Origin of the sequence: Actinoplanes sp. NPDC051494, from assembly GCF_044454705.1 — a bacterium.
Classification (GTDB): Bacteria; Actinomycetota; Actinomycetes; order Mycobacteriales; family Micromonosporaceae; genus Actinoplanes.
In genome coordinates this window covers 1-24,633 of record NZ_JBITDZ010000001.1, presented here as the reverse complement: position 1 = coordinate 24,633, position 24,633 = coordinate 1, and the positions used below count along the sequence as shown (strand labels likewise).

26 protein-coding genes and 1 pseudogene are annotated in these 24,633 nt (G+C 69.2%); 14 read left to right on the top strand and 13 right to left on the bottom strand.

Annotated features, from left to right (window positions below; genetic code table 11):
• Positions 1-70: 70 nt before the first annotated feature.
• Positions 71-718, top strand: a complete 648-nt coding sequence (locus ACIA6A_RS00135) for a hypothetical protein (RefSeq protein ID WP_396095117.1) — start codon at positions 71-73, stop codon at positions 716-718.
• Between the two features lie 179 nt (positions 719-897).
• Here ACIA6A_RS00135 and ACIA6A_RS00130 read toward each other — a convergent pair whose 3' ends face one another.
• Entirely contained in the window at positions 898-1,278 is a 381-nt protein-coding gene (locus ACIA6A_RS00130) for a hypothetical protein (RefSeq protein ID WP_396095116.1), read from the bottom strand.
• 68 nt (positions 1,279-1,346) lie between these two features.
• Here ACIA6A_RS00130 and ACIA6A_RS00125 point away from each other — a divergent pair, with 68 nt between their 5' ends.
• The gene (locus ACIA6A_RS00125; RefSeq protein WP_396095115.1) at positions 1,347-2,297 is read left to right on the top strand and encodes a tyrosine-type recombinase/integrase; all 951 of its coding nucleotides are present in this window, start codon (positions 1,347-1,349) and stop codon (positions 2,295-2,297) included.
• On the opposite strand, the gene ACIA6A_RS00120 is transcribed toward ACIA6A_RS00125, so the two are convergent.
• The 3 genes from ACIA6A_RS00120 to ACIA6A_RS00110 are packed head-to-tail and all read right to left on the bottom strand — an operon-like array spanning position 2,294 to position 4,003.
• Positions 2,294-3,115: an alpha/beta fold hydrolase gene (locus tag ACIA6A_RS00120; RefSeq protein WP_396095114.1), complete on the bottom strand. Its 822-nt coding sequence runs from the start codon at positions 3,113-3,115 to the stop codon at positions 2,294-2,296. The genes ACIA6A_RS00125 and ACIA6A_RS00120 overlap by 4 nt on opposite strands.
• Positions 3,116-3,126: 11 nt before the next feature.
• Entirely contained in the window at positions 3,127-3,546 is a 420-nt protein-coding gene (locus ACIA6A_RS00115) for an organic hydroperoxide resistance protein (protein ID WP_396095113.1), read from the bottom strand.
• A gap of 13 nt (positions 3,547-3,559) precedes the next feature.
• The gene (locus tag ACIA6A_RS00110) at positions 3,560-4,003 is read right to left on the bottom strand and encodes a MarR family winged helix-turn-helix transcriptional regulator (RefSeq protein ID WP_396095112.1); all 444 of its coding nucleotides are present in this window, start codon (positions 4,001-4,003) and stop codon (positions 3,560-3,562) included.
• A 64-nt stretch (positions 4,004-4,067) separates the two neighbouring features.
• On the opposite strand from ACIA6A_RS00110, the gene ACIA6A_RS00105 reads away from it, so the two are divergent.
• Positions 4,068-4,568 (top strand): GNAT family N-acetyltransferase, encoded by a 501-nt coding sequence (locus tag ACIA6A_RS00105; RefSeq protein WP_396095111.1) that lies wholly within the window; start codon positions 4,068-4,070, stop codon positions 4,566-4,568.
• On the opposite strand, the gene ACIA6A_RS00100 is transcribed toward ACIA6A_RS00105, so the two are convergent.
• The gene (locus ACIA6A_RS00100; protein ID WP_396095110.1) at positions 4,538-5,308 is read right to left on the bottom strand and encodes an endonuclease/exonuclease/phosphatase family protein; all 771 of its coding nucleotides are present in this window, start codon (positions 5,306-5,308) and stop codon (positions 4,538-4,540) included. The genes ACIA6A_RS00105 and ACIA6A_RS00100 overlap by 31 nt on opposite strands.
• 148 nt (positions 5,309-5,456) lie before the next feature.
• On the opposite strand from ACIA6A_RS00100, the gene ACIA6A_RS00095 reads away from it, so the two are divergent.
• Together ACIA6A_RS00095 and ACIA6A_RS00090 are read left to right on the top strand one after the other, a co-directional pair.
• On the top strand, positions 5,457-5,924 hold the full coding sequence (locus tag ACIA6A_RS00095) for a heme-degrading domain-containing protein (RefSeq protein WP_396095109.1): 468 nt from the start codon (positions 5,457-5,459) through the stop codon (positions 5,922-5,924).
• A complete protein-coding gene (locus ACIA6A_RS00090) occupies positions 5,921-6,742 on the top strand; it encodes an LLM class F420-dependent oxidoreductase (protein WP_396095108.1) in 822 nt (273 codons plus the stop codon). Before ACIA6A_RS00095 ends, ACIA6A_RS00090 begins: the two co-directional genes overlap by 4 nt.
• Here the strand turns inward: ACIA6A_RS00090 and ACIA6A_RS00085 are convergent.
• The 3 genes from ACIA6A_RS00085 to ACIA6A_RS00075 all read right to left on the bottom strand — a co-directional run bounded on the left by ACIA6A_RS00085 (position 6,739) and on the right by ACIA6A_RS00075 (position 9,584).
• Positions 6,739-7,089, bottom strand: coding sequence for a DUF6204 family protein (locus ACIA6A_RS00085; RefSeq protein ID WP_396095106.1), 351 nt, complete (start codon positions 7,087-7,089; stop codon positions 6,739-6,741). The genes ACIA6A_RS00090 and ACIA6A_RS00085 overlap by 4 nt on opposite strands.
• Positions 7,090-7,116: 27 nt before the next feature.
• Positions 7,117-8,766, bottom strand: coding sequence for a sulfatase (locus ACIA6A_RS00080; RefSeq protein ID WP_396095105.1), 1,650 nt, complete (start codon positions 8,764-8,766; stop codon positions 7,117-7,119).
• Positions 8,767-8,834: 68 nt separating this feature from the next.
• A complete protein-coding gene (locus ACIA6A_RS00075) occupies positions 8,835-9,584 on the bottom strand; it encodes a TetR/AcrR family transcriptional regulator (RefSeq protein ID WP_396095104.1) in 750 nt (249 codons plus the stop codon).
• Positions 9,585-9,683: 99 nt separating this feature from the next.
• On the opposite strand from ACIA6A_RS00075, the gene ACIA6A_RS00070 reads away from it, so the two are divergent.
• Positions 9,684-11,807 carry an MMPL family transporter gene (locus ACIA6A_RS00070; protein ID WP_396095103.1) on the top strand — a complete coding sequence of 708 codons (2,124 nt, stop codon included), beginning with the start codon at positions 9,684-9,686 and terminating at the stop codon, positions 11,805-11,807.
• A gap of 22 nt (positions 11,808-11,829) precedes the next feature.
• The gene (locus ACIA6A_RS00065) at positions 11,830-12,336 is read left to right on the top strand and encodes a hypothetical protein (protein WP_396095102.1); all 507 of its coding nucleotides are present in this window, start codon (positions 11,830-11,832) and stop codon (positions 12,334-12,336) included.
• Here the strand turns inward: ACIA6A_RS00065 and ACIA6A_RS00060 are convergent.
• The gene (locus ACIA6A_RS00060) at positions 12,293-13,450 is read right to left on the bottom strand and encodes a hypothetical protein (protein ID WP_396095101.1); all 1,158 of its coding nucleotides are present in this window, start codon (positions 13,448-13,450) and stop codon (positions 12,293-12,295) included. The two genes, ACIA6A_RS00065 and ACIA6A_RS00060, sit on opposite strands and share 44 nt — an antisense overlap.
• A gap of 10 nt (positions 13,451-13,460) precedes the next feature.
• The gene (locus ACIA6A_RS00055) at positions 13,461-14,450 is read right to left on the bottom strand and encodes a DUF808 domain-containing protein (RefSeq protein ID WP_396095100.1); all 990 of its coding nucleotides are present in this window, start codon (positions 14,448-14,450) and stop codon (positions 13,461-13,463) included.
• A gap of 107 nt (positions 14,451-14,557) precedes the next feature.
• Here ACIA6A_RS00055 and ACIA6A_RS00050 point away from each other — a divergent pair, with 107 nt between their 5' ends.
• The gene (locus ACIA6A_RS00050) at positions 14,558-15,064 is read left to right on the top strand and encodes a hypothetical protein (RefSeq protein ID WP_396095099.1); all 507 of its coding nucleotides are present in this window, start codon (positions 14,558-14,560) and stop codon (positions 15,062-15,064) included.
• Here ACIA6A_RS00050 and ACIA6A_RS00045 read toward each other — a convergent pair.
• Positions 15,013-15,600: a GNAT family N-acetyltransferase gene (locus tag ACIA6A_RS00045; protein WP_396095098.1), complete on the bottom strand. Its 588-nt coding sequence runs from the start codon at positions 15,598-15,600 to the stop codon at positions 15,013-15,015. The two genes, ACIA6A_RS00050 and ACIA6A_RS00045, sit on opposite strands and share 52 nt — an antisense overlap.
• Positions 15,601-15,793: 193 nt before the next feature.
• On the bottom strand, positions 15,794-16,672 hold the full coding sequence (locus ACIA6A_RS00040; protein WP_396095097.1) for a helix-turn-helix domain-containing protein: 879 nt from the start codon (positions 16,670-16,672) through the stop codon (positions 15,794-15,796).
• A gap of 179 nt (positions 16,673-16,851) precedes the next feature.
• On the opposite strand from ACIA6A_RS00040, the gene ACIA6A_RS00035 reads away from it, so the two are divergent.
• Positions 16,852-17,691, top strand: coding sequence for an SDR family oxidoreductase (locus ACIA6A_RS00035; RefSeq protein WP_396095096.1), 840 nt, complete (start codon positions 16,852-16,854; stop codon positions 17,689-17,691).
• Positions 17,692-17,803: 112 nt separating this feature from the next.
• A pseudogene (locus ACIA6A_RS00030) lies at positions 17,804-18,407 on the top strand (metallophosphoesterase); the annotation flags it as partial.
• A 315-nt stretch (positions 18,408-18,722) separates the two neighbouring features.
• Here the strand turns inward: ACIA6A_RS00030 and ACIA6A_RS00025 are convergent.
• Positions 18,723-19,382, bottom strand: coding sequence for an HAD family hydrolase (locus ACIA6A_RS00025; protein ID WP_396095095.1), 660 nt, complete (start codon positions 19,380-19,382; stop codon positions 18,723-18,725).
• Positions 19,383-19,494: 112 nt separating this feature from the next.
• Between ACIA6A_RS00025 and ACIA6A_RS00020 the strand changes: the two genes are divergently transcribed.
• From ACIA6A_RS00020 to ACIA6A_RS00005, 4 genes are read left to right on the top strand one after another with little or no spacing between them, the layout of a single operon-like run.
• A complete protein-coding gene (locus tag ACIA6A_RS00020) occupies positions 19,495-20,274 on the top strand; it encodes a TnsA-like heteromeric transposase endonuclease subunit (RefSeq protein WP_396095094.1) in 780 nt (259 codons plus the stop codon).
• The gene (locus ACIA6A_RS00015; RefSeq protein ID WP_396096415.1) at positions 20,267-22,378 is read left to right on the top strand and encodes a Mu transposase C-terminal domain-containing protein; all 2,112 of its coding nucleotides are present in this window, start codon (positions 20,267-20,269) and stop codon (positions 22,376-22,378) included. Before ACIA6A_RS00020 ends, ACIA6A_RS00015 begins: the two co-directional genes overlap by 8 nt.
• A gap of 5 nt (positions 22,379-22,383) precedes the next feature.
• Positions 22,384-23,436 (top strand): TniB family NTP-binding protein, encoded by a 1,053-nt coding sequence (locus ACIA6A_RS00010; protein ID WP_396095093.1) that lies wholly within the window; start codon positions 22,384-22,386, stop codon positions 23,434-23,436.
• Positions 23,433-24,443 (top strand): hypothetical protein, encoded by a 1,011-nt coding sequence (locus tag ACIA6A_RS00005; protein WP_396095092.1) that lies wholly within the window; start codon positions 23,433-23,435, stop codon positions 24,441-24,443. The genes ACIA6A_RS00010 and ACIA6A_RS00005 overlap by 4 nt, the downstream gene beginning before the upstream one ends.
• Positions 24,444-24,633 lie beyond the last annotated feature (190 nt).

Below are 24,633 nucleotides of genomic sequence, written 5' to 3'. Positions count from 1 at the left end.
TTGGTTGCGCATGAGACTAGCAACCTTTGGTTGCACAAAACAACGGGGGAGAAGCCCTACCCTCGACCGGGTGAGCTTCAGCGGGTACGCCACCAACGTCCGCAACCCCGACCTGCCCCACCGCCACCGAGCCTCCGCACTACGCTCCTGCGTCCAGCACTACCACCCCCTCGGCTTCGCAGCGACCATCAGCTACCTCGAAGAACTCGCCGGGCCGTACCAGCACGACGAACAAGCACTCCTGAACGCCCTCGACCACCTCACCACCAGCCGCCACCTCTGGCACAACCACCTGCGCGCATACGCCACCGACCGCCGCACCGCGAAACAACACGGCCACCGCCGCCCACACCCGGGGGAGACCAACCCCAACCAGGGCCCAACCATCTGGTACGGAGCACCGCGCCCCGCGGCCCTGCACGCCCTGACCTTCTGGACCCGGCACCGGCTCCCCGCCATCACCGGCTGGAACGACCCGGGCGCCCATCACATCACCACGATCACCGCCGCCTGCCTCGCCACCGGGGGACAACTGTCACCCGATCACCACGCCCACCTCGACACCGCGGCCACCCAGGTGCGGGATCGACTCACCGCCGGCCTCTACGACGAGGACGCCGCGGCCTATGTCCGCGCCAGGGGACTGCTACGCGTAGCCGACCTCATCAAAACCGCCGCGAACGGTGCCGCGCGACAACACCATCCGGTTGGTCGATAATTGACGTTATGTCAACCTGAGCGCGAAAGGGGCTCCGGAAGCCGCTGGATCGACGCCCCTGAATCCCCGGAGAATCACTCTGACACCAGCACGCCGCCGCCCGAACCGAGCCGCGCAGGAACGGCGGCACGCGGCCCGTCGCTGAAGTCCAGGGTCGCCGGCATGGGCGCGGCTCGGCCTCATCGGCTCCGCCGTCGCGAGTCGGCTGGCTCATCAGCGGCGCCGGCCTCGGCGAAACCGGCGATCGTTCCGACCTGGACCCGGCCGCGTGTGCACGGCAGCCGGACGGTGGCCGGCGACATGACAGCGACCGTTCCGGCCCGGACGCGGCTGCCGTGCGCACGCGGCCGGATCATGGCCGGCGACATGACAGCGATCGGCTTTGGCGAAACCGGCGTTTTGTGCTGGTCCGGCTGTCGATCCTCACCGACCGCGACGTTCCGTTTGACCTGGACCCGGCCGACCGCTACCTGCTCGCGCATCTCCGGCCGGCTGGATCCGATCATGCCGACGGCCGGGTTCTCCTCCCTCGGCTCGCCCGGCGGTTCCATCGTCGCCAAGAAAGAACGTTCGTTCTGCCCCACTGCAGGGCTCGCCATAGCCGGACAAATGCTGCATAATATACCTTATGCATGATACTGGCAACATTTCGGCCGAGACGCTCGTTGCGGAGTTTCTGGCCGCCCGGGCTGTTCGGAAGCCGTCCGAGCACACCCTGCTCGCCTACCGGCGCGACCTCACCGCCGTGCTCGCCGTCGTCGGTGAGGATGTCACTCTGGGTGACCTCTCCCCCCGTACGCTGCGGGCGGCTTTTGCGATCTTCGCCGGCGGGCGGGCCCCCTCCTCCGTCTACCGGGCGTGGTCGACCTGGAATTCGTTCTTCGGGTTCCTGGTGGTCGAGGGAATCGTGCCGGGCAATCCGATGTCAGCGATCGGCAAACCGCGGTTCAGGACCCCCTCCCCCAAGCCGCTGCGTGGTGAGGACACTCCTGAGCTGCTGCTGGCGGCGGTCAACCAGGTCGACGAGCGGCAGCGGGATCCGTGGCCGGAGCGGGATGTGGCCGTGCTCGCGCTGGCGTTGTGTGCCGGGTTGCGGTTGTCGGAGATGTTGTCGTTGCGGACCGGGTCGGTGCTGGGGCGTCCGGGTGAGCGGCGGGTGGAGGTGGCCGGCAAGGGTGGGCGGCCGCGGTCGGTGCCGATCGAGCCGGAGCTGGATGCCGTGGTGGAGCGGTATGTGGACAGCCGGCGGGTGCGGTTCGGGCGGGTGCGGCCGGATGATCTGCTGTTCGTGGACCGGCACGGGTTGCCGTTGCGGCGCGGTGGTCTGCAGTATCTGGTGCAGTCGTGTTATCGCCGGGCCGGGGTGTCGGACCGGGTGCCGCGGGGGGCGCAGTTGCATGCGTTGCGGCATACGTTCGCTACCCGGTTGGCGGAGGACGGGGCGAATGCGTCGGAGATCATGCGGTTGCTGGGGCATGCGACGTTGACGACGTCGCAGGGTTATATCGAGGTGACGGCGGCACAGCAACGCGCGGCCGTCCGGGCGAACCGGACGAACCGCGCGCTGGGCAGTCTTTAGCTGTTCAGGAAGGCCAGGAGCGCTTCGTTGAACTCGACGGGGTGGCTGGCGTTGATGCCGTGCGGGCCGTCCTTGATGACGACGAGCTTGGCGCCGGGGATGGCCGCGGCGGTGAGCTTGCCGCTGTTCTCGAGCGGGACGATCGCGTCGCTGTCGCCGTGGATGACCAGCGTCGGGATGCTGATCTTAGCGAGGTCGCCGCGGAAATCGGTGCGGCCGAACGCGGCGACGCAGTCGAGGGTGCCCTTGGCGGAGGCGACGTGAGCGAGTTCCTGGGCGTACCGGACCTGGGCGTCGCTGACCTTGAGGGTCTTGCCGGCGGTGAAGAAGTTGGTGGCGAAGCCGTCGACGAAGGCGATGCGGTCGGTGGTGATGCCGTCCTGGAACGCCTTGATGGTGTCGTCGTCGAGGGCGCCGTCGGGGTTGTCGTCGCCCTTGTGCAGGTAGGGCGGGACGGCTCCGGCGAAGACGGCTTTGGCGATCCGGTCGCTGCCGTAGGTGCCGAGGTAGCGGGCTACCTCTCCCCCGCCCATGGAGAAGCCGACGAGGGTGACGCCGGTGAGGTCGAGGTGTTTGAGCAGGGCGTCGAGGTCGGCGGCGAAGGTGTCGTAGTCGTAGCCGTCCCAGGGCTGGCTGCTCTTGCCGAAGCCGCGGCGGTCGTACGTGATGACGCGTTTGCCGTCGGCGATCAGTGCCGGGATCTGGGCTTCCCAGCTGCGGCCGGACAGGGGCCAGCCGTGGATGAGCACGACGGGTGCGCCGGTGCCGAAGTCCTCGTAGTAGAGCTCGACGTCGTTGTTGACGCTCAGGTGGGGCATGGGGTGACCTTTCAGGCGAGGGCGAGCTTCACGTCGACGTTGCCACGGGTGGCGTTGCTGTAGGGGCAAACCTGGTGAGCTGCCTCGAGAAGGGCGTTGCCGGTGGCTTCGTCGACGCTGGGGAGTTCGGCTTCGATGGTGATGGTGAGGCCGAAACTGCCGTTGCCGTTGGGGCCGATGCCGACGTCGACGGTGATGGCGGTGTCGGTGAGCTGGATGTTCTGCTTACTGGCGACGATCTTGAGGGCGCTGTGGAAGCAGGCGGCGTAGCCGGCGGCGAAGAGCTGTTCGGGGTTGGTGAGGGCGCCGCCGGGGCCGCCCATCTCCTTGGGGACGGCGAGGTCGAGGTCGAGGACACCGTCGCTGCTGCGGGTGTGTCCGCCCCGGCCGTCGCCGGTGGCGGTGGCGGATGCGGTGTAGACAGCGGTCATGGTGGGGCTCCTTCTAGAGGGTGGCGGCTGTTGCTGAGCCGCGGACACGGCCGAGCAGGTGGTACAGGGTGGTGAATTCCTCGACGGTGAGGTCGAGGGCGCAGGAGAGGCGTTGCGGGATGTCGGCTACCCGTTGTTCGAGGGCGGAACCCTGCTCGGTGGGGCTGATCCAGACGACGCGTTCGTCGTCGGTGCCGCGGGTGCGGTGGATGAGGCCCTGGGTTTCGAGGCGTTTGAGCAGGGGCGAGAGGGTGCCGCTGTCGAGGTGCAGGATGGCGCCGAGGTCGCGGACGGTGATCCGGTCGCGGGTCCAGATGACGCGTAGGGCGATGTATTGCGGGTAGGTGATGCCTTCCGCGTCGAGTGCGGGCCGGTAGAGGCCGGTCATGGCGCGGGAGGCGGCGTAGAGCTCGAAGCAGAGCATCGCTTCGAGTCCGGTGCGCGTGTCCTCGTCCATGACCAGAACGGTAGCCCGCAATTAAGTTGTGCGCAACCGAATTGGTGGGCTCTACGATGCGACGGTGATTACTTTCGTGGCGTTGCCGCTGTCGGCGATGCGTGCCCTGATCGACGGTGACCTGCCCACGGCGAGCGCGGCCGCGGGACACGAGCTGTCCCCGTGGCTGATGAGCGAGAAGTGGCTGTGGGAGATCCGCGCCGAGCAGCTGGGGAGTGAGCCCGCCGACGCGGAGTGGGTGGCCCGGGCCGCGTTCGCCGACGGGGTGCTGGTCGGGCATGCCGGGTTCCACGGCGCACCCGACGAGCAGGGGCGCGTCGAGGTCGGTTACACCGTCGATCCCGCGTACCGTCGCCGGGGTTTCGCCCGGGCGATGCTCGCGGAGCTGATCCGGCGGTGCGAGGCCGACCCGCGGGTGGCGATCCTGCGGGCGAGCATCGGTCCGGAGAACGTGGCGTCGCTGGCCACGATCGCCGGGTTCGGGTTCGAGCAGGTCGGTGAGCAGTGGGACGAGCAGGACGGCCTGGAGCTGCTCTACGAGAGGGTGACGACCAGCGGGCGGTGATCGGAGACGCCGACGGCCGGGGTGCGGATCTGCACGACCCGGCCCAGCGGTGCGGCGCCGCGCGGGTCGGCCAGGATGTGGTCGAGCTGGGCGTGCGGGGCCGGTGACGGGTACGTGGGCCGGCGCGCGAGGCTGCGCCAGCCGGTGAACGCGCGGACGGGTCCGGTGGGCATGTTGAGGTCGCCGAGCAGGATCCTCGGGGCGGGCAGGGCGCGCAGGGCCCGGACGGCGGCGCGCAGTTGGCGCAGGTTCCAGCCGGGGACGAACGACAGGTGGGTGTTCGCGACCGTCATCGGGCCGGTGGGGGCGTCGATGACGGCGGCGATCAGGATCCGGGGTTCGTCCTTGAGCAGCAGGACCTTGCCCTCGGGGACCCAGACCGGGGAGCGGATCGGGGCGGCGGGCAGTTCGGTGATCTGCCAGCGCAGCACCGGCCAGCGGCTGATCAGGGCGATGCCGTACAGCGGGTGGGCGTTGTCGGCCTCGGATTTCCAGGGGTGCCAGTTCTCCCCCGGTGTCCCGGCGACCGCGGCGGCGAAGCGGTGGGCGGGGGCGCCCATGGCCTCGGCGGCGATGGCGGTCAGGTCGAGGTGGCCGCTGCGCGGCTGGGCGCGGTCGACCTCCTGCAGGCCGAGTACGTCGGCGTCGAGGTCGGCCACGGCGGCGGCGACCCGGTCGGCGTGTACGTTTCCGTCGGACAGGGACCTGCCGTGCAGCAGGTTGAAGGTGGCCAGGCGCACGGGACATGACATTAGCGGCTGTGGGTCGGGAGGGTGGTGCTGTGTTCAAGGCGGCGTGCTGCTTGCTGGTGGTGCTGGCGTTCGTGGGGATGGCGGGAATCTGGCTGCGCCGTGGCCGGGGGCTGTGAGCGTGGACGAGAATGATCGGATGAGTGACGACGAGAAAGTGATCGCCCGGCTCGAGGAGCAGGAGCGGCAGCTGGTCTTCGCCCGGTTCGAGCACGCGGACGCGTGGCAGCTGGGCAGTCTGCTGGTGGATCTGGGTACGGCCCGGGACCTGCCGATCGCGATCGACATCCGGCGGGGCACGCAGCAGTTGTTCCACGCGGCGTTGCCGGGCAGTGCGGCCGACAACGACCACTGGATCGTGCGCAAGGTGCGGGTGGTGGAGCGGTTCGCGGCGTCGTCGTACCTGGTGGGGCGGCGGCTGGCGGCCAAGGGTGAGGTCCTGGACGCGAAGTTCGGGGTGGATCCGGCCGATTACGCGACGCACGGTGGTGCTTTTCCGGTACGGGTGTCGGGTGCCGGTGTGGTCGGTGTGGTGACGGTTTCGGGGTTGCCGCAGGCCGAGGACCACGCGCTGGTGGTGGAGGCGATCGAGACCTACCTGTCGTGATTCTTCCTGAGCCGTCGGGCGGGCTCACGTCGCGCGAGACCGTCATGAAGCGGGTGCGGGTCGCGGCGCAGATCGCGCAGCAGAACGCCGACTATGCGGCCATCCGGCGGGCCGCCACCGACGCCGAGGACCTGGGCGCGGACATGGTGGTGAACTGGGACCATTTCTACCCGTTGGACAAGACCCGGCAGGGCCGGCACTTCGAGGCGTGGACGATGCTCGGGGCGTGGGCCGAGTCGACGTCGCGGGCCGAGATCGGTTGTCTGGTCAGCGCGGTCTCGTACCGTAATCCGGACCTGCTCGCCGACATGGCCCGCACGGTGGATCACATCAGCGGGGGCCGGCTCGTGCTCGGGATCGGGGCCGGGTTCCGGGAGTGGGAGTACGAGCAGTACGGGTACCCGTTCGGGTCGCCGGGGCAGCGGGTGCGGGAGACCGCGGACGCCCTGGAGCGGATCCGGGCGCGGTTCGCGCTGCTGGACCCGCCGCCGACCCGGGACATCCCGATCATGATGGCCGGTGGCGGGGCGCGGATGCTGGGGCATGTCGCACGGTATGCCGATATCTGGCACACGTTCGCGGACGGACCGGAGTTCACGGCCAAGGCGGCGGTGCTGGACGCGCACTGCCGGGAGCTGGGCCGTGATCCCGGTGAGATCGAACGGTCGGTGTTCGTCACCGGTGGTGACCCCGCGGAGCTCGGCCCGGATCTGCTCGAGCGGGGTGTCACCTTGTTCGTGCTCGTGACGAAAGGCCCGGACTTCAACCTCACCGACCTGAGGAGATGGGTGGCCTGGCGGGACGCGGTGAACGGTTAGGCGCGTTCGCGGCGGCGGCCGCGGCTGCCCAGCGGGGTCTGCGACATGTCCACGGTCTGCGAGGTGAGGTTCTTGAACGCGTACCCGCGGGAGGTCAGCCACTGCTCGGCGGCGGCCTCGGCCTCGGCGGTGACGACCGGGATGTCCTTGTCCTCGGCGGCGGTGCCCTCGTAGCGGAACGTGAAGAACGGCCGGGTCGCGATGTCGTACGTGATCGACCCGGCCGGACTGAACGCGGCGTAGGCGACGTCGTGGCCGGCGGCGTCGGCGAGCAGGGTGGCGCGCTGGTCGGCGGTCAGGACGTCGAACGCGCCGCGGACGGTCACCCGGATCGTGCGTGAGCTCATGCTGGTGACCCTAACCGCCGGGTAAAGCTATTTTCCCGGTGCCGCCGGGCCGAACGCGGTGAGGAACCGGTCGCGGAACTCGTCCATCGGCCAGACCGGGGCGTCCGGTCCGGGGCGCAGGCCGTCGGTCCAGCCCCAGCCGGCGATCTGGTCCAGGACGTGCTGGTCGTGGGCCACGATGGTGACCGGCACGTCGTGGCTCGCGGTGTCGCCGACCACGACGGGGGCGGGCTGGTGGTCGCCGAGGAACACCAGGACCAGGTTGTCGTCGCCGTACTCGCGGACCCACGAGATCAGGTTGCCGACCGAGTAGGCGATCGAGGTGGCGTACGCGGTGCGGATCCGGTCGGTGTCCTTCCACACCTCGGCGGTGGAGGTGGCCTGCTCGTGCTGCGCGGAGTAGAGGGAGCCGTCGCCGAGCTGGTCCCAGGCGGCTGTCGAGGGCAGGGGCGCCCACGGGGTGTGGCTCGACACGAGGGTGATCTCGGCCAGCAGCGGTCCGCGGCCGGGCCGGTGGTACTCGTTGTCGGTGAACGATTTCAGGGTGAACTGGTCCGGGACCGGTGACCAGCCGAACGCGGGCCCCTGGTAGCCCAGGGTGTGGGAGTCGTAGATGTGGTCGTAGCCGTAGAAGGCGCCCTCGGGCCAGGCGTAGGTGACGCCGGGTTCGACCCCGACCGTGCGCCAGGCGCCGGCTTTGCGGAACGCGCTGGTGAGGGTGAGCCGGTCGCCGGCGACGAGGCTGCGGTAGCGCTGCTGGTTGTCGATCCACACTCCGGACTGGAACGTGGAATGGGCCAGCCAGCTGCCCCCGCCGGCGGTCGGTGAGGTCAGGAATCCGCTCCTGGACGCGTACCCGGCGGCGGTCAGGTCCTTGGTGCCCTGGGCCAGGGCCGGTCCGGTGACGGCGGCGAGTCCGGGGTCCTCGAGTGCGGACCGGCCGTAGCTCTCGACGAACGTGAACACGACGTCCTTGCCGCGCAGGCCGGTGAGCAGCTGGTCCGGTGCGGTGTCGCGGAACGCGTCGACGGCGGCCGCGGCGGTGAACGCGCGCTCGTCGCGCACCGCGGCGGGGATGGTACCGATCTTGTCGCGGGCGAGGGTGACCACGCTGTCGGAGGCGACCGGGATGCCCGGCACGAACGCCACTCCGGACGCCGCGAGCGTCACCCAGGCCACGACCGCGGCCAGCACCGTACGCCGGGAGGCCGTCTGATGCCGGGCGGCGGTCGCGGCCAGCCGGCGCAGGGCCAGGACCGTGCCCACCGGGATGCCGGCCGTCAGTACGACGATCCCGGCCACGGTGAGGATCGCCCCGGTGAGCCCGAACGAGTCCCGGACGAACCGGTAGCCGTCGGCGAACAGCGACCAGTCCAGCACCGGGTCGAACGGGCGCACGAGCACACCCCGGAACCCGATGTCGATCAGTTTGAGGACGGTGAGCACCCCGAGGATCACGCCCAGCACCGTCGCGGTCACCGTCCGGGCCCGGCGGGGCAGCACGAGCAGCACCGCGGCGGTGGCGAAGCCCTCGATCGGCACCCGGATCAGCGTCACCCAGGCGGAGGTGCCCTCGGGGAGCCGGGCGATCCGTTCGGGGACGATCAGGCAGAGCAGGACGAACAGACCGGCGAGCCCGGTCAGGGCCCCGCCGGTGACACGGCGCGTGCGAGACAACTGGTGATCCTTCGAAGTGTGCAGGTGAGGCCATACTCCCCTGCACACGCCCGGTAGGCGAATCCGGTTCAGGTGTCGAGCTCGGCGAGGCCGGCCAGGATGCGGTCCAGGCCGAAGCGGAAGTCCTCGTCGGTGTGGCCGATGGTGGCGGTGTTGTCCCGGTCGGCGAACAGGCGGCAGAACATGGGGTACCGGTTCGGGGTCAGGACCGTGCCGAGGAACGCGAAGTAGTCGCCGCTCACCGTGGCGCCGCCGTCGGCGATGGCCGGGTCCAGGGTCAGGCGGGCCTGTTCGCGGACGTAGCCGGAGATCAGGGTCACGGCGCGGAGCTGGTCGTGGGCGCCGAGGGTGGTCTGTGACAGGGCCCGGAGCATGTGCTCGCCCCACAGCAGTTCGTTCGGCATGCTCGGTGGTCCGGCGGTGGGCACCTGCAGGACCCAGGGATGGCGCCGGTACAGGTCGTAGATCTGCCAGGCGATCGTGGCCAGCGACTCCCGCCAGTGTCCGGGGTCGGGTGGCGCCATGGTGGCCGGTGGTGCGGCGGCGGCGTCGCTCATCACCACGACGAGGTCGTTCTTGGAACGCACGTGGCGGTACAGCGACGTGGTGACGGTGCCGAGGGCGGCGGCGACCCGGGCCAGTGACACGGCGGCGAGGCCTTCGCGGTCGGCGACGTCGACGGCGGCGGCCACGATCCGGGCCAGGGTGAGGCCGCGTCGTGTCCCGGTGCCGGGCTCGTCCGCGGAGGCCGGGTCGCCGGCATCGCGCCAGGCCAGTTCGACGCCTGTCGGCGTGGGTGCCCGGTGTTGTTCGCCCATCTCGGCCGTCCCCCTGTTGTCGTGCGTGCACCGGCAATCCTATAGTGGCGAAGTACGTTCACCACTTAGGTGAACGGCATACGCCAGGAAGAGGGACGCGTGACCCGATACGCCATGCGGATGGCCCGATGGAGCGCGACGAACCCGTGGAAGGCGATCGCCACGTGGTTCGTGCTCGTCGCCGTCTGCCTGACCACCGGACTGCTCATCGGCCCCCGGAGCACGGTCGACGCCGACTTCTGGACCGGCGGGTCGGGCCGCGCACAGCAGATCGCGGCGCAGGGCGACCTCACCGATCCCCTGACCGAGAACGTGCTGATCACCGCCCGCAACGGGCCTCTCGACCCGGCCGCGGCCGACGCGGCCGCCCGGTCCGTGACCACCCGGATGCGAGCCCTGACCGCGGTCGGCGCGGTGGCTCCCCCGGTCCGCGCACCCGACGGCTCGGCCGTGCTGGTGGTGGTGACCATGCTCGATGACACCGCTCACATCGACGCGCTGCTCGCCGCCACCGCCGCCACCCAGGACGAACACCCCACACTGCTGGTCGAGCAGACCGGCGGCGCCACCATCGACAACGCCATCGCGGTGCAGGTACGTGACGACCTGCTCCTGGCCGAGGCGCTGACCGTGCCGGTCACCCTGCTGATCCTGCTGATCGCGTTCGGCGTCGTCATCGCCGCGGGCGTGTCGCTCGTGCTCGCGACCTCCTCGGTGCTCGCCGCGATCGGTCTCGCCGCCGTGGCGTCACAGGTGTTCCCGGACGTCGGTATGACCACCAACATCGTGCTGCTCATGGGCATGGCGGTCGGCGTCGACTACTCCCTGTTCTACGTCACCCGCGAACGCGAGGAACGGGCGAGGACCGGCGGCACCCTCGACCGCGTCACGTCGGTCGAACTCGCGGCGGCGACCTCCGGGCACGCCGTCCTCGTCTCCGGCCTCGCGGTGATCGTGTCGATGGCGAGCCTGTACCTCGGTGACATCGCGGTTTTCTCCTCCCTCGCCACGGGCTCGGTCATCGTGGTGGCGGTGGCGATGATCGGCTCCCTGACCGTCCTGCCCGCCCTGATCGTCACACTGGGCCGGCGCATGGACAGCCCCCGGGTGCCGCTGCTCGGCCGCTTCACGCGCCCGAACGACAACCCCAGGGTGTGGCGCGCACTGCTGCGGCCCGCACTGCGGCACCCGTGGCTGACCTTCACCGGCGCCACCCTCGCGCTGGTACTGCTCGCCCTGCCCGCGCTGAACCTGCGGCTGACCGCGGCCGGGCTCGACACGATGCCCCGCGCCATCGGTGCGATGCAGACCTACGACCGGCTCACCACCGCGTTCCCGTCCGAGGGCGCCGCCCACCTCGTCTCCGTGCGTGCCGACGCCGGCACCGCGGCCCGGGTGACCGCCGCCCTCGCCGCCATCGTCACCGACGTACGGGACAACCCCCTGTTCGTGGTCCCCACCGGCACCACCACGCGGGCCTCGGCCGACCACCGGGTGCACACGATCAGCCTCGGCACACCGCACACCGCGGACTCCGAGCGCGCCGGGGACTCCCTGAACCGGCTGACCGAGATCGCCGCCCACCGGCTGCACCCGATCCCCGGCGTGACCTACGCGGTCGGCGGCGACGTCGCCAAGCACCACGACGAGATCGCCGTCCAGGCCGCGAAGATGCCGTGGGTGGTGGGATTCGTCCTGCTCCTGACACTGCTGATCATGTTCGGGGCGTTCCGGTCCGTCCTGGTCGCGATCACCGCGGTCGGGCTGAACATCCTGTCCGCGGCCGCCGCACTCGGGGTCCTGGTCGCGGTGTTCCAGAACGAGTGGGCCGAGGACCTGCTCGACTTCCGCAGCACCGGCGCGGTCATCTCCTGGGTACCGCTGTTCCTGTTCGTCGTCCTGTTCGGCCTGTCCATGGACTACCACGTGTTCCTGATCAGCCGCATCCGCGAGGCCGCCGGACAGCCGGGCACCTCCACCCGCGACGCGGTGGCGGGCGGCATCATCAGCTCCGCCGGCGTGCTGACCGTCGCCGCGGTCGTCATGATGTCGGTGTTCCTCACGTTCGTGTTCACCGCCATGGTCGAACTCAAACAGCTCGGCCTGACCCTGGCGGTCGCCGTGCTGCTGGACGCGGTCGTCATCCGGATCCTGATCCTGCCCGCACTCATGGTCCTGCTCGGCCGGGCCAACTGGTGGCCGGCGAAACCGGGGCGACGCTGACGAGCGCACTACACTGCGGGGCGTGGACGGCGCCTGGCACGGACTGCTCTTCGACAACCCGGCCGTACGCCTCGCGCCGGCGTTGACCTGGTCCTTCCGCATCCCGGCCGGGGACGGTGACCTGGAACTCGACTGGCTCCCGGTCGACGGCCCCGGCCGGCACGCGATGGCCGGCCGGGAGGTCGTCAGCACGTCGTACGCCGAACCCGGCGAGGCCGGTTATCGCAACCACCGCTTCGACCGCATCCGGTTGCTGATCACCGGCCAGGACCACGACCTGATCACGGTGACCGCCACCGTCAGCGGTGACATCGACGGCCTCGGCCGCGACGAGATCACCGTGACCGGCCGGCTGGCGTTCACCGGCATCACCGTGCAGCTCAGCGACACCGTGAGCGGTGCCGGCGCCCTGGCCCGCCTGGCCGCGTTCACCGACGTGAGCGGTCTGCGCGAGGTCCCCGACCCGCGCGGCATCGCCTACCGGTTCAGCCCGGATCCACGCCCATCCGGACAACGTCGTCGCGGCTGAACGTCACCACGACGTCGTCGGCACCGAGCCACCACGTGCCGTCGCCCTGCTGCTGCGCGGCGACCACCCACACCTCGCCGGCCGCGAAGCTCAGGTGCAGCGCCGCCGGGGCCCGCACCCCGAGATCGGTCAGGTCCGGGTGCCAGATCAGCCGGCTGGCGGTCACCGGACCGGACCGCAGCGCTGCCCACCGCGGCTCGTCCTGCACCGCCCACACCCGGTAGTCGTCGCAGATCCGCATCGGCGCGGCCTCGAGATGCAGGCTGAAATTGCCGAACTGACCGCTGCGCCACTCCAGCGAGTACGCCAGGCCGTCGTCGAGAACCAGTTCGACGCCCATCAACGGGCTGTCCTGCTCCCCGAGGCCGGCATATGTCACCCGGGTGATCCGCCGGCCGGTCAGCGCGTCCGCGGCCGCGATCAGCTCCCGGCGCCCGGGCAGCAGAGCCAGGTCGTCCCAGCCGTCGATCACGTCACCGAAACCGTGCAGCCGGGCCACATACTCCAGCGCGGGGAACAGCTGCGACGGCCGGTCCGACAAGGACGTGATCAGATGATCAGCCGTCCACGGTGCGGGCAGCGGAAAAGTGTCCAGCTCCCAGCGAAGATATTTGTTGTACGGACGGACGCGCCCGTACAACGCGAACAACGTCCACAGCAACCACGGTGCGGCCTCGATCTCCTCCAGCCGTGCCAGGTCCTCGAGCCCGGCCCGCCGGTTCTTCGCCGCCCGGTACACGAAGTTGATGTAGCCGTCGAGCTGCTCGCGGACCATCGCCCGGGCCTCGTCCGGGCTCAGCGTCGCCTGCGCGCGTACCAGCGCGGCGACCTGCCCGTCGAGGCGGTCCAGCACCACCACCGCACCCCGGAACGCGTACCGCTGCCACCGGTCGGACACGTCGGCCAGATCGGCGAGCGACACCGGGGCCGTGTCCAGCCCCGGTGTCCTCGTCGTGTCCGTCCACTGTCCGCCGTACTCACGGACCACCACGTACACGTCATGGTCGGAATGCTCGGTGTCCTGACCGCGCGCCTTCGACCCGGACAGGATCAGCCCCACGACCTCCGGATCCGCCTCGGCGCGGGCGAGCAGCTCCGCGTACGCGTCAGTCACGCGTGGCAGCCTACTTCTGGGTGCCGGCCCCGTCAGCCGAGTTCTGCTCGGGTGCGACGGCGTCGTGGGCGTCGTGGGACTTGCGGCGGTGCACCGTCAACGTCATGACGACCACGATCAGCGCGCCGACGACCAGGCCGACGATCGCGCTGGCCACCGTGTTGACCAGCCAGCCGACCAGGCCACCCAGCGCACCGGTGGCGTCGTGAGCCGCCTCCTCCATGTGGTGCACGAACTCGTACAGCACGTGCAGGCCGAGCTCGTCCGCCCCGACCAGCAGGATGTGCCCGCCGACCCACAACATCGCCGCGGTCCCGATCACGGTCAGCGCCGTCAGGACCCTCGGCATCGCCTTGACCAGGCCGCGCCCGAACCGTACGACCCCGGCGCTGGACTGCTCGGCCAGGCGCAGACCGACGTCGTCCATCTTCACGATCAGGGCGACCGCCCCGTACACCAGCACCGTCATGGCCACCGCGACGACCGCCAGGATCACCAGCCGCGACACGAACGACTCGTCGGCCACCTCGTTCAGCGAGATGACCATGATCTCGCCGGACAGGATCAGGTCGGTCCGGATCGCGCCGGACACCAGCGTCTTCTCATCCGGCGCCTGCTCGTCACCCGCACCGTGCACCTCATGGTGGGCGATCTTCGCCCACACCTTCTCGGCACCCTCGTACGCCAGGTAACAGCCACCGATCATGAGCAGCGGCGTCAGCAGCCACGGCACGAACTGGCTGAGCAGCAGGATCACCGGCAGGATGATCAGGAACTTGTTGCGCAGCGACCCCACCGCGATGCGCTTCACGATCGGCAGCTCACGCTTGGCCGCCAGGCCCCGCACGTACTGCGGGGTGACCGCGGCGTCGTCGATCACCACGCCGGCCGCCTTCGCCCCCGCCTTCGCGGCGGCCATCCCGATGTCATCGACAGACGCGGCTGCGGCGCGGGCCAGGACGGCCACATCGTCCAGCAGTGCTGCGAGTCCTGCGCTCAAGGAAAAGTCCTCTCAAAGTCAACCAGCGGTACGGTGCCCCTCATTGTCGTCCATACCCACACGGGCGTGCCCCCAGCCCATGTTGATCAAGCTGGCATCATGGGCCGATGCGGCCTGCCACCCGCCACGAGCTCCACCACGGCTTCCAGCACACCCGCACCAGCCGCCTCACCAGGACGGCCGCACTGGTGGCGCCGGCGGTACCGGCGTTCGGCTGCCTCGGCGGTGCCACCGGCGCACTGACCGCCCGGCTGACCGGGACCGGCAGCACCGGTACCCGGATCCTGCTCATCGCGGTCCCCGCGATCCTCGCCGTGGCCACCGTCGTCATCGGGGCCTGGACCCTGATGTCCACCGCCCGGATGGGCGCGACACTGGCCGGGAACCGCCTGACCGTCCGCTGGTTCCGCACCCGCTCGGCCGACCTCGGCTTCGTCACCGCCGCGGTGGTCGCGATGCTCGCTATGGTCCAGCAGACCGACTCCACCCTCACTCGACGGCGTCCTGACCGACAACAGCGGCCTGACCTCGAATCAGAGCCGCTTCACGTCCACCGGAACCATCAGCGCCGCCGGCTGTGCCGGACCCGCCACTCGTCGGCGAGCAGGCCATAGCCGAGGCAGTCGAGCCACTCGCCGTCCCGGTGCAGGGAGTCCCGGACGGTGGAGGACTCACGGCGCATCCCGACGCGTTCCATGAGACGCCATGATGCAACGTTGGCAGCGAAGCACGTGGCCGTCACCCGGCGCAGCCCGAGATCCTCGAAACAGAGCCGGAGCAGTTCACGGATGGCCTCGGTGGCGAAACCATGGCCGGCGTGCCCAGGGTGCAGCACCCATCCCAGTTCGGCTTGCACGCTGCGGGCGCGTTCGGCGATCTCCGCCTGCGCCCAGGCGTCCTCGTTCTTGACCATGAGGTCGCCGATGACCGCACCATTGCGCTCGATCACCAGGGTCCTGGCAAGACTGTCCGGGGCCTCGAACCAGGTCCGGTGCTCGTCCAGGGTGGCAGAGGCCCGGGTGAGCCAGCGGCTGACCTCCTCGCGCCGGCGGAACTGCCAGGTGGCGACGGCATCGCCCGCAGCTGCCGGCCGCAACGTCAGCCGATCGGTGCGCAGCGGCCAGGGCACCGCAGCAAGATCGTTGTTCATACCCGTACCGTTCCGCACGGCGTGACGGCGCGGAAGACCCGCGTGTTGCCATGCCGGTGCAATGACGCCCCGGCCAGAACCTCTCCATCGTCTCGGAGCACGTCCGCGGACACGAACTCCTCCAGGTGATGGTGTTTCTGCGCAGGCGCTTGACCTTCCAGGCATCGGCGGCTGAGATTCTCGACCTGAGCGGTCAGGGTCGCGGGTGTGTGGGCAGGGCGTTGGTGTGGCGGGTGGCGGCCCAGCTGGCCAGCAGACGCAGGGCGTCGTCGGCGGTGGAGCCGACCGGGGCGCTGAGCAAGGTCATGTACAGGCCGGGGTCGGCGGTCAGCTGCATGGTCTCGAAGTTCAGGTCGATGTCGCCGACGGCCGGGTGACGGAACTGTTTGACGCCGGTGCTGTGCAGGCGCACATCATGGGCGGCCCAGCGGGTCCGGAACTCCTCGCTGCGAGTGCACAGCTCACCGACCAGGTCGGTCAAGGACTTGTCGTACGGGTCGCGGCCGGCCTCGGCCCGCAGCATCGCCACCGTCGTGGTCGCGATGCGCTCCCAGTCGCGCCAGAAGTCGCGTGCCCGAGGGTTGAGAAACGCGAAACGGGCGTGGTTCGGCGGCCGGGTGGTGTCGTCGAACATGGGCGCGTAGAGGGCCTGCGTCAGCGGGTTGGCGGCGATGACGTCGCCGCGGCCGTTGTTGACGAACGCGGGAATGTCGGTCATCAGCTCGAGAACGCGTGCCACGCTCGGGCGTACCTGCGGCGCGGAAGGCTTCCGGCGGGCGCGGGAAGCCGGGCCGGCCGCGCGGGCGAGGGCGGTCAGGTGTTGTTGTTCGGCTTCGTCGAGGTGCAGGGCCCGGGCGAGAGCGTCCAGGACGCTGTCGGAAGCACCGGCGAGGTTGCCCCGTTCGAGCTGGGCGTAGTACTCGACGCTGACGCCGGCCAGGTCGGCCACCTCGCTGCGACGCAGGCCCGGCACCCGCCGGTTGCGGTTGTAGCTCGTCAGTCCGGCCCGCTCGGGGGTGATCTTGGCGCGGCGGGAGCTGAGGAAGGCTTTCACCTCGTCACGGTTGTCCACGTCTTCCAGGTTAGGCCGGTTCGCCGGGGCGAGTGGTGTGCTGTCAGTACACCTTCCAGCAGCGTCTTCTTCGTACCCGGGAAAGGCGGTTCTCTGGATGACGTCACCGCTTCACTGGTCCTGCGGCACCGTGGGACCTGACCTGACGCGGCGTTTCTCTTCGACAGGACGTGAGCATCATGGTGGAGAAGCAGGTCCTTCTTGTTACCGGTGCGAGCCGGGGTATGGGTGTGGACATCGTGAAGGCGGCCCTGGCCTCCGGGTACGCGGTGGTCGCGACCGGCCGTGACCCGGAGCGGGTCGAGAAGGCGGTCGGCTCCGCCGAGAACCTGCTGACCGTACGGCTCGACGTGACCGATCCCGCCAGTGCGCGGGCCGCGGTGCAGGTCGCCGTCGACCGGTTCGGCCGCATCGACGTGCTGGTCAACAACGCCGGGAACTTCATCGCCGGGTTCTTCGAGGAGATCACTCCGGACGACTTCCGGGCCCAGGTCGAGACGAACCTGTTCGGACCGCTGAACGTCACCCGGGCGGTGCTGCCGGTGATGCGCGCGCAGCGGTCGGGGCTGGTCGTGTCGATCTCCTCGGTCGCCGGTTTCCTCGGCGCGGAGTTCACCTCGGCGTACGCGGCGTCGAAGTTCGGCCTCGAAGGCTGGATGGAGTCCCTGGCGCCGGAGGTCGCCCCGTACGGCATCAAGACAATGATCGTGGAGCCCGGATTCTTCCGCACCGACCTGCTCACCCCGGAGTCGACCAGCTACGCCGAGGCGATCATCGACGACTACGCGCACCGCACCCAGCAGACGGTGACCGCCTGGAGTGGCATGAGCGGCTTGCAGGGCGGCGACCCGGCGAAGCTCGCGGCCGCGCTGGTACAGCTCACCGGTTCGGCCGAGCCGCCGGCGCGGTGGGCGGCCGGCGCCGACGCGGTCGGTGCTCTGGAGATGAAGGCGAAGATCCTGCTGGATCAGGCCGGCGCGCACCGGGAGCTGTCCTCGGCGCTCGCCCACGACGCCTGAGCCGGGTCGCCTGCTCAAACGACGGCCTGGCCGCCGTCTACCTGTGGAAGCGCCTGGTCCGGGACACCACCCGGTCACGCCGGGCCCGCGTCGTCGGCACCGTGATCGTGGTGCTGCTGGCATCACCGGCTACGGGATGCGCACGGCGGTGACCCCACCGCGCGTCGACCGGGTCCGGATCCCGGTCGCGAAGCTGTCGCGCAGCCTGGACGGCGTGCGCCTGGCCGTGGTCTCCGACATCCACCTCGGCCCGATCGCCCGGGCAGCGCATTCCCCGCGGATCGTCGACGTCATCAACAGTGTCGATGCCGACCTCGTGGTGATCGTCGAGGAACTCGGCCCCGCTCCGCGGCATCCGGCACGTACTTCGTGACCGGCAACCACGAGTACTACTCCGGGTACGAGTCGTGGGTCGACGAGGTGCGAAGCCTCGGCATGCGGCCGGACTTCCCGAAACCTTCGCCGGCCGACCGGTCGTGCTGATGGCACATCAGCCGTTCCAAGCCGTCGAAGCAGCGAAGTACGGCGTCGGCCTGCGGGTCTCCGGGCACACCCACGGCGGCCAGATGTACCCCTTCGCCGCGGTCGCCCGGCCCCAGCAACCGATCCTGTCCGGCGACGTCGACGGGACACCCGTCTACGTCACCAACGGCGCCGGTTTCTGGGGCCCACCGGAGGCCAGGCCAGGGCCTGACAACCTCGTTGGCCGCGCATAACAGTCATTATGGTGTAGCCGTCGTTATGTCCGTTTTTGAATTAATGGATTGTCGGTAATAGCAATACGATAATTAAGAGATGCGGGGAGCTGCGCCACCAGATGCTGTCGCTTCGCAGTTGATCTGGCGAGCCCGGCGGTGACCGTGGCGAAGGTGTGGCGAGTTCTCATCCGAGTTGGCGACCCGGGCGAGAAGGTGAAGATCTCGGTCGTTCGCGCGAGTCTCGGGGCGATGAGAAGGCTGCGCTCTTGCCTTGTGACGTGGCAGGACGCGCGAGTTCTGAGAGAGGCCTTCTCTCAGCGTTTGGCGCGTTGGTCAGTTCGCAGGCATGGGGATGGTGTCCAGCCAGGCGCTGAGGATTGGCAGGACGGATTGAAGATCAGCGCTGTTCACGGTTGCGCTGGCGGCGGCACGAGCTTCCGGAGTCGCATTGAATGCGATGGCGCAGCCGACCGTGCCGAACAGTGGCACGTCCGAACGCCCGTCGCCGATGGCCGCGCATTGCCGGAGATCTACGCCCAGCTCGGTGGCCACGCTGATGGCGAAGTCGCGCTTGGCCTGCTCGTCAAACTGCTGGGCGACCTCTCCGCTATAGCGGCCGTCGATTATCTCCAGGCGAGGTCCGCATGTCCGGTCGAAGTGGAAGCGGCTGCACAGGTGAGTGCCGACGATATCCCAGGCCAGCGTTGCCAGTACGGGCACGAGCGAGTGGGTACGGCACCACAGGACCGTCTCGGCTATGCCGTCCACCAGCGGCAACGACTCCAGGAACGCGTGCGCTTCCGTGGGTGTCCTTTTTGCCCAGCCGCGAGCTTCGAGCATGGCAGCGTCGTAGCTACTCAAGGTGCCGGCGCCATAACCGGCCTGGATCTGTTCGATCTCCTTGGCGTTGCCGAGGAGTCCGGCAAGGTGCTGCCCGCTGCTGGTCGGCGTCAGTGTTCCGTCTATGTCGAAGAACACCGCTCCACGGATCACGGCAGGGACATTACCGCGCCGCGTGTTGGCTCATTGGGCAGGTCGCCGTGTGTTGAGACAGCCGTCAAGGGGTGGCGAGTTCTCATTCGAACTGGCGAGGAATGATGTTCCGGTGCATCGAACACGGCATATCGGGCTGCCCGGGCTGAACGAGAACTTCGAGGCGATCTACCTGGACGATCTGGGTATCGAGCAGCGCGTGCCGTGGGGCTGGCTGCCCGAAGTCGTCGATGAGCTTACGCGGCCGGTGAGGTCTTTCCCGTCGTATCGGGGCCAGCGCAACTTTCCAGGCTGGTACTGGTCGGCGACGATGGGCCGCCGGGTCGGCTTCGAGTCTTGGGTGGAACGCGACCATCTGGTGGCGCTGGACTTCGACCCTTCAGTGACCGGGGTCGTGTCGCAACCGTTTTGGCTGCTCTGGCCCGATGAAGGCAAAGACCGGCGGCACGCACCGGACTTCCTCGTTCGGCTGGATGACGGCGGGGTGTTGGTGTTGGACTCTCGGCCGCTGGAACTGATCGAGGACGCGGACCGGCAGGCGTTCACGGTCACGGATCAGGCTTGCGGGCTGCTGGGCTGGCGCTACGCGGTCTGGGACCGGTTGGAGCCGGTGCTGGTGGCCAACCAGCGGTGGCTGGCCGGCTACCGGCATCCGCGATGCTTCGACGTGCAGGTCGCGGGGCGCCTGCTGGCGGCGTTCAAGAAACCGCGTCCGTTGATGGACGGCGCCGAGGTCGCAGGTGATCCGCTCGGGACGCTGCCGGTGCTCTACCACCTCCTTTGGCGGCGGGAGCTGGTTGCCGACCTATCGCTGGTGCTGTCGCACCGCACGGTCGTGCGGACCGCGCCCACGAACGACCGCTTGGCGATGGCGGGTGAGCGGGATGGCTGAGCGACCGGGCGTGTTGCGGGTCAACGACCGGGTGGTCTTCGCGGCCGCCACGCACACCGTGGTGGCAATCTCGGGTAACGCAATCCGGTTGTTGTCGGCGGCCGGGGCGACGACCGTGGTGGCGTTGCCGTTCCTTCTGGCTGCTGCCGATTTCGAACTGGTCGGCGCCGCGCCGGCGTCTCGGGTGGATCCGCATGGGCTGCTGGATGCCCTTCCCGCGCAGGCATTGCGAGCCGCGCGGGACTGGGAACGGCACCTCATCGAGGTCGAGACCGGCCTGGTTCCGGGCGAGGACGCGGTTGCGCGGCCCGAGTACGACCCGGCTGTGCATCCGCTCGCTGCCCGGGAGGCGGCGAAGGCTGCGGAGTTGACCGCGGCTGGGTCGAAGACGAGTTTGCGCACGGTCCAGCGGATGCGTCGCCGTTACCGCGAGCAGGGCCTGTGGGGTCTGGTCGACGCCCGGAACGCACGGGCGGCGAAGCCGACGGGCAACGTCGACGCGCGGGTGGTCGCCGCGGCGGCCGCGGTGGTCGAGGCACAGACCGCGACGTCGACGGGCACGAAGTCGAGGGCGATCCGGCAGATTCGCCAGCTGCTCGACGACGAGCACGGCGAGGGCGTGGTCGAGCTGCCGTCGCAGGCAACCTGCTATCGGCTGCTGGAGGCGCTGTCGGCGGGCAAGCACTCGTTCGGGTCCGCCGTGACGCGCCGGCAGACGGCGAACAAGCCGGCTGGCGCCTACGCCGCGACCACGGCGAGCCGTCCCGGTGAGCAGGTCCAGTTGGACAGCACCCCGCTGGATGTCATGGCGGTGATGGACGACGGAATCCTCGGCCGCGCCGAACTCGTGCTGGCAATCGACATCGCGACCCGCACGATCTGCGCCGGGGTGCTGCGACCGGTCGGGGCGAAGGCCGTCGACGCGGCACTGCTGCTGGCCCGGGTCACGGTCCCGGAGCCGATGCGGCCGGGCTGGGACGCCGCGCTGGCGATGTCGGCGTCACGGATCCCGCACCAGCGGCTGGTCTCCCTGGACGCGCGGATCGCCCTGGCCGCAGCCAAGCCGGTGATCGCTCCGGACACGGTCGTGATCGACCACGGCAAGGTGTTCCTGTCCGAGGTGTTCCTGCGCGCCGCCGACACGCTCGGCATCTCGGTCCAGCCGGCGCACCAGCAGACACCGACGGACAAGGCGATCGTCGAGCGGACCTTCGAGTCGATCAACACACTGTTCTGTCAGCACGTCGCCGGCTACACCGGCCGCGACGTCACCCGACGCGGCCGAGACGTCGCCGAACGAGCCGTCTGGACACTTCCTGACTTGCAAGAACTGTTCGACGAGTGGGTGATCGCCGGGTGGCAGTCGAGACCACATGACGGGCTGCGCCATCCGTTCAACCCCGCTCAGGCCGCCTCCCCGAACGATGCCTACTCGGCGCTGGTCGCCGCGGCCGGCTACGTCCCAGTGGCGTTGACCGGCGAGGATTACATCGAGTTGCTGCCAGCGGACTGGCGGGCCATCGGTGACGGCGGCATTCAGATCGATTACCGCACCTACAACTGCGCTGAGCTGCGCCCCTACGCCCGCAAGAAATCCGGCGTCGCCAACCGGGCCGGGCGGTGGGAGGTCCACTACGACCCCTACGACGTCTCCCGGGTCTGGGTCCGCAACCACCACCACGGCGGCTGGATCACCGTTCCCTGGACCCACCACAGCATGGTCGGGCAGCCCTTCGCCGACTTCACCTGGCGCGCCTCCCGCAAGGTCGCCGCGCAGCGGGGTCTGGACGACACCAACGAGATGGCGGTCTCGGTCGTGCTCGCCGCCCTGCTACGCCGCGCCGAGGATGGCCCTGGCAGCGGCCGGGCCCTGGCGCGCACCCGCACCGCCCACGCTATGGACAACCACCTGCCACCGGAGCTGACCGCCGCAGCAGTGGCCGGCCCACTGCTTCCCGAATCCACGCAGACGGTTGAACCTTCGGTCGCGGCCGAGCCGGCGCCGGAGCTGGAGCCCGTTGAGCAGCCGCAGGTTCTGGTCGGTGAGGTCGTGCCGTTCGCGTTGTTCGACCCATTCGCCGACGACCTGGAGGCGGGCCGGTGAGCACCATGTCGATTGACGCCATGGGCGAACTCCCGGCCGAGGTCCGGCACCCGCTGGCCACCAAACAGGGCTGGGCCTCGTTCGTCGCCCAGATCAACCCGGAACCGCCCCGGCTGCTGCCTGCGGAGGACTGGACGCGGCTCACTTTGTTCGAGCGTGAGCTCTACAACGAGGCCCGCCAGGACTACCACTCGGCGTTGCTGCTGGTCGCCACCCCGGACATCAAAAGGATCATTCACACCGGCACGAAGCTAATCGTCAACAACCGCGGCAAGCAGCTCGGCCGCCGCGGCCTGATCGTCTCCGGCGCCAGTGGCACGGGCAAGTCCACCTCGATCACCCAGCTGGGCAAGAAGTTCCAGATCGAGCTGGAACGGCGCAGCCCTGGCGTCCGCGACCGCATCCCGGTCGTCTATATCGTGGTCCCGCCCGACGCCACCCCGAAGATGCTGGCCACCGAGATGGCGGTCTTCCTCGGCCTGCCGACCTCCCCCCGCGACAGCCCCCAGTCGGTCACGCACACTGTCGCCTCGGTGATGCGCCGGGTCGGCACCGGCATGGTCCTGGTCGACGAGATTCACCGCATCGATCTGGCCACTCGGCAGGGCAAGAACGCCTCTGACCAGTTGAAATACTTCTTCGACACAATCAGCGCCACGTTTGTTTACGCTGGCTTGGACCTCGACGAACACGGCATGTTCTCCGGCATGCGCGGCCGGCAGATCGCTGGCCGGTTCATCCCGGTCAACACCATGCCGTTCACCCACCGCACCGCCCAGGACAAGCAGGACTGGGCGAAACTGGTTGCGGCAATGGAGCACGCCCTGCGGCTGCACCGCCACCAGCCGGGAACCCTTGTCGAGCTGGAGGGCTATCTGCATGACCGCACCGGCGGCATGATCGGCAGCCTCGACCAGCTCATCCACGAAGCCGCCAACGACGCCATCAACGACGGCTCCGAGAAGATCACCAAGTCGCATCTCGACGCGGTCATTCTGGACATCGCCGCCCAGGCCCAGTTCATCCCGCCCCGCCAGCGCCGGCCAGGTCAGCGATGAAGACATGGCAGCAGACCGCCCAACAGCTTCCCGTCCAAGTCAGACCGATCCAGGGCGAAACAACGATCTCCTACGTCTTCCGGCTGGCCGACGCCAATGACCTTGCCCGGCCCACGATCCTGCTCGGCGCTCTCGGCCAGCCCACTCGGGGCCTGACCCAGTTCCTGATCGACAACTACGACGTCCGTCTCAACTCGCTCGCCCTGCAACGGCTGGAGACGTTCACCGGCACGCCCCAGGGCCACCTGAGAACGGTGCTTCCCGGGCTGCACCATCCCGGTGACGCGCTCCCGGAGGAAATCCCGGCCATCCGCGTCGTCAAGGCGTGGAACCTGCGCGATTACTGCGATCACTGCACCGCCCGGCTCCCGGGCCGGCAAGCGGTCAAGACCTACACCTTGTATTTCCCCGCGCTCTGCCGCAAACACAGCCGCTGGCTCGCCACCAAGACGGACCTCACGCACACCCCGGAAATCATCACCGCCCACCGCCGCCACGGCCGTCTACTTGCCTCCGCCGGCGACCGTCAATGGACCTACCAGCAACTTCACCGCGCGAGCTGGATCGTCAGCGAGTGGGCACGCAGCAGCTATCGCGCGATCCCCCGGCTGCACGAACTCTGGCAAGCCAGAGGCAAACTTCTCACCGGCCTCCACACCCCGTTCAACCCCTCTAACCTGCTCGTCTATCCCGAAGCCATCGCTCTCGCCGAGATCTTCTGCGACCTCGGATGGCGCCGGCACGTCGCGATGGTCCGCGAGCTGGAGATGACGAACTTCTACCGGCGCATCGCCGCACGTCTCAACCAACCCCAAGATTTCGTCGACTGGCTCAGCCGTCCCTCGATGCGCCTACGCCGCCGCGGCGGCTACGACTGGATAGCCAACCCTCTCCAACAGTGGATCACTCAACTCCGCCACACCCACCAGAAGATCCGCACCAAGTTCTACGAACGGCACAACGGCTTCAGCCCGACTCCCTTCCCCGAAACTCGCCACTTCAAGTGAGGAACCATGAACAATGACCAGACCGAACCCAGCTGGCGAACCGCAGGTCAACCCCCCTCCGCCTCGCCAACTCAAACGAGAAGAGACAGATGCGAGGGACTGTCAAGAAAACGGTGTAACTCGATCTTGTCGAGGGGTCAGTTGCGGCGTGCGGACAGGCGGCCTTCGAAGGCTAGGTCGAAGGCGTTGA

Bases quoted from the DNA above. Each gene is read 5' to 3' on its own strand.
- ACIA6A_RS00015 (WP_396096415.1), top strand. From the start codon at position 20,267: ATGGCTGAGCGACCGGGCGTGTTGCGGGTCAACGACCGGGTGGTCTTC.
- ACIA6A_RS00095 (WP_396095109.1), top strand. From the start codon at position 5,457: ATGAGTGACGACGAGAAAGTGATCGCCCGGCTCGAGGAGCAGGAGCGG.
- ACIA6A_RS00125 (WP_396095115.1), top strand. From the start codon at position 1,347: ATGCATGATACTGGCAACATTTCGGCCGAGACGCTCGTTGCGGAGTTT.
- ACIA6A_RS00085 (WP_396095106.1), bottom strand. From the start codon at position 7,089: ATGAGCTCACGCACGATCCGGGTGACCGTCCGCGGCGCGTTCGACGTC.
- ACIA6A_RS00120 (WP_396095114.1), bottom strand. From the start codon at position 3,115: ATGCCCCACCTGAGCGTCAACAACGACGTCGAGCTCTACTACGAGGAC.
- ACIA6A_RS00110 (WP_396095112.1), bottom strand. From the start codon at position 4,003: ATGGACGAGGACACGCGCACCGGACTCGAAGCGATGCTCTGCTTCGAG.
- ACIA6A_RS00115 (WP_396095113.1), bottom strand. From the start codon at position 3,546: ATGACCGCTGTCTACACCGCATCCGCCACCGCCACCGGCGACGGCCGG.
- ACIA6A_RS00035 (WP_396095096.1), top strand. From the start codon at position 16,852: ATGGTGGAGAAGCAGGTCCTTCTTGTTACCGGTGCGAGCCGGGGTATG.
- ACIA6A_RS00075 (WP_396095104.1), bottom strand. From the start codon at position 9,584: ATGGGCGAACAACACCGGGCACCCACGCCGACAGGCGTCGAACTGGCC.
- ACIA6A_RS00005 (WP_396095092.1), top strand. From the start codon at position 23,433: ATGAAGACATGGCAGCAGACCGCCCAACAGCTTCCCGTCCAAGTCAGA.
- ACIA6A_RS00050 (WP_396095099.1), top strand. From the start codon at position 14,558: ATGCGGCCTGCCACCCGCCACGAGCTCCACCACGGCTTCCAGCACACC.
- ACIA6A_RS00045 (WP_396095098.1), bottom strand. From the start codon at position 15,600: ATGAACAACGATCTTGCTGCGGTGCCCTGGCCGCTGCGCACCGATCGG.
- ACIA6A_RS00010 (WP_396095093.1), top strand. From the start codon at position 22,384: ATGTCGATTGACGCCATGGGCGAACTCCCGGCCGAGGTCCGGCACCCG.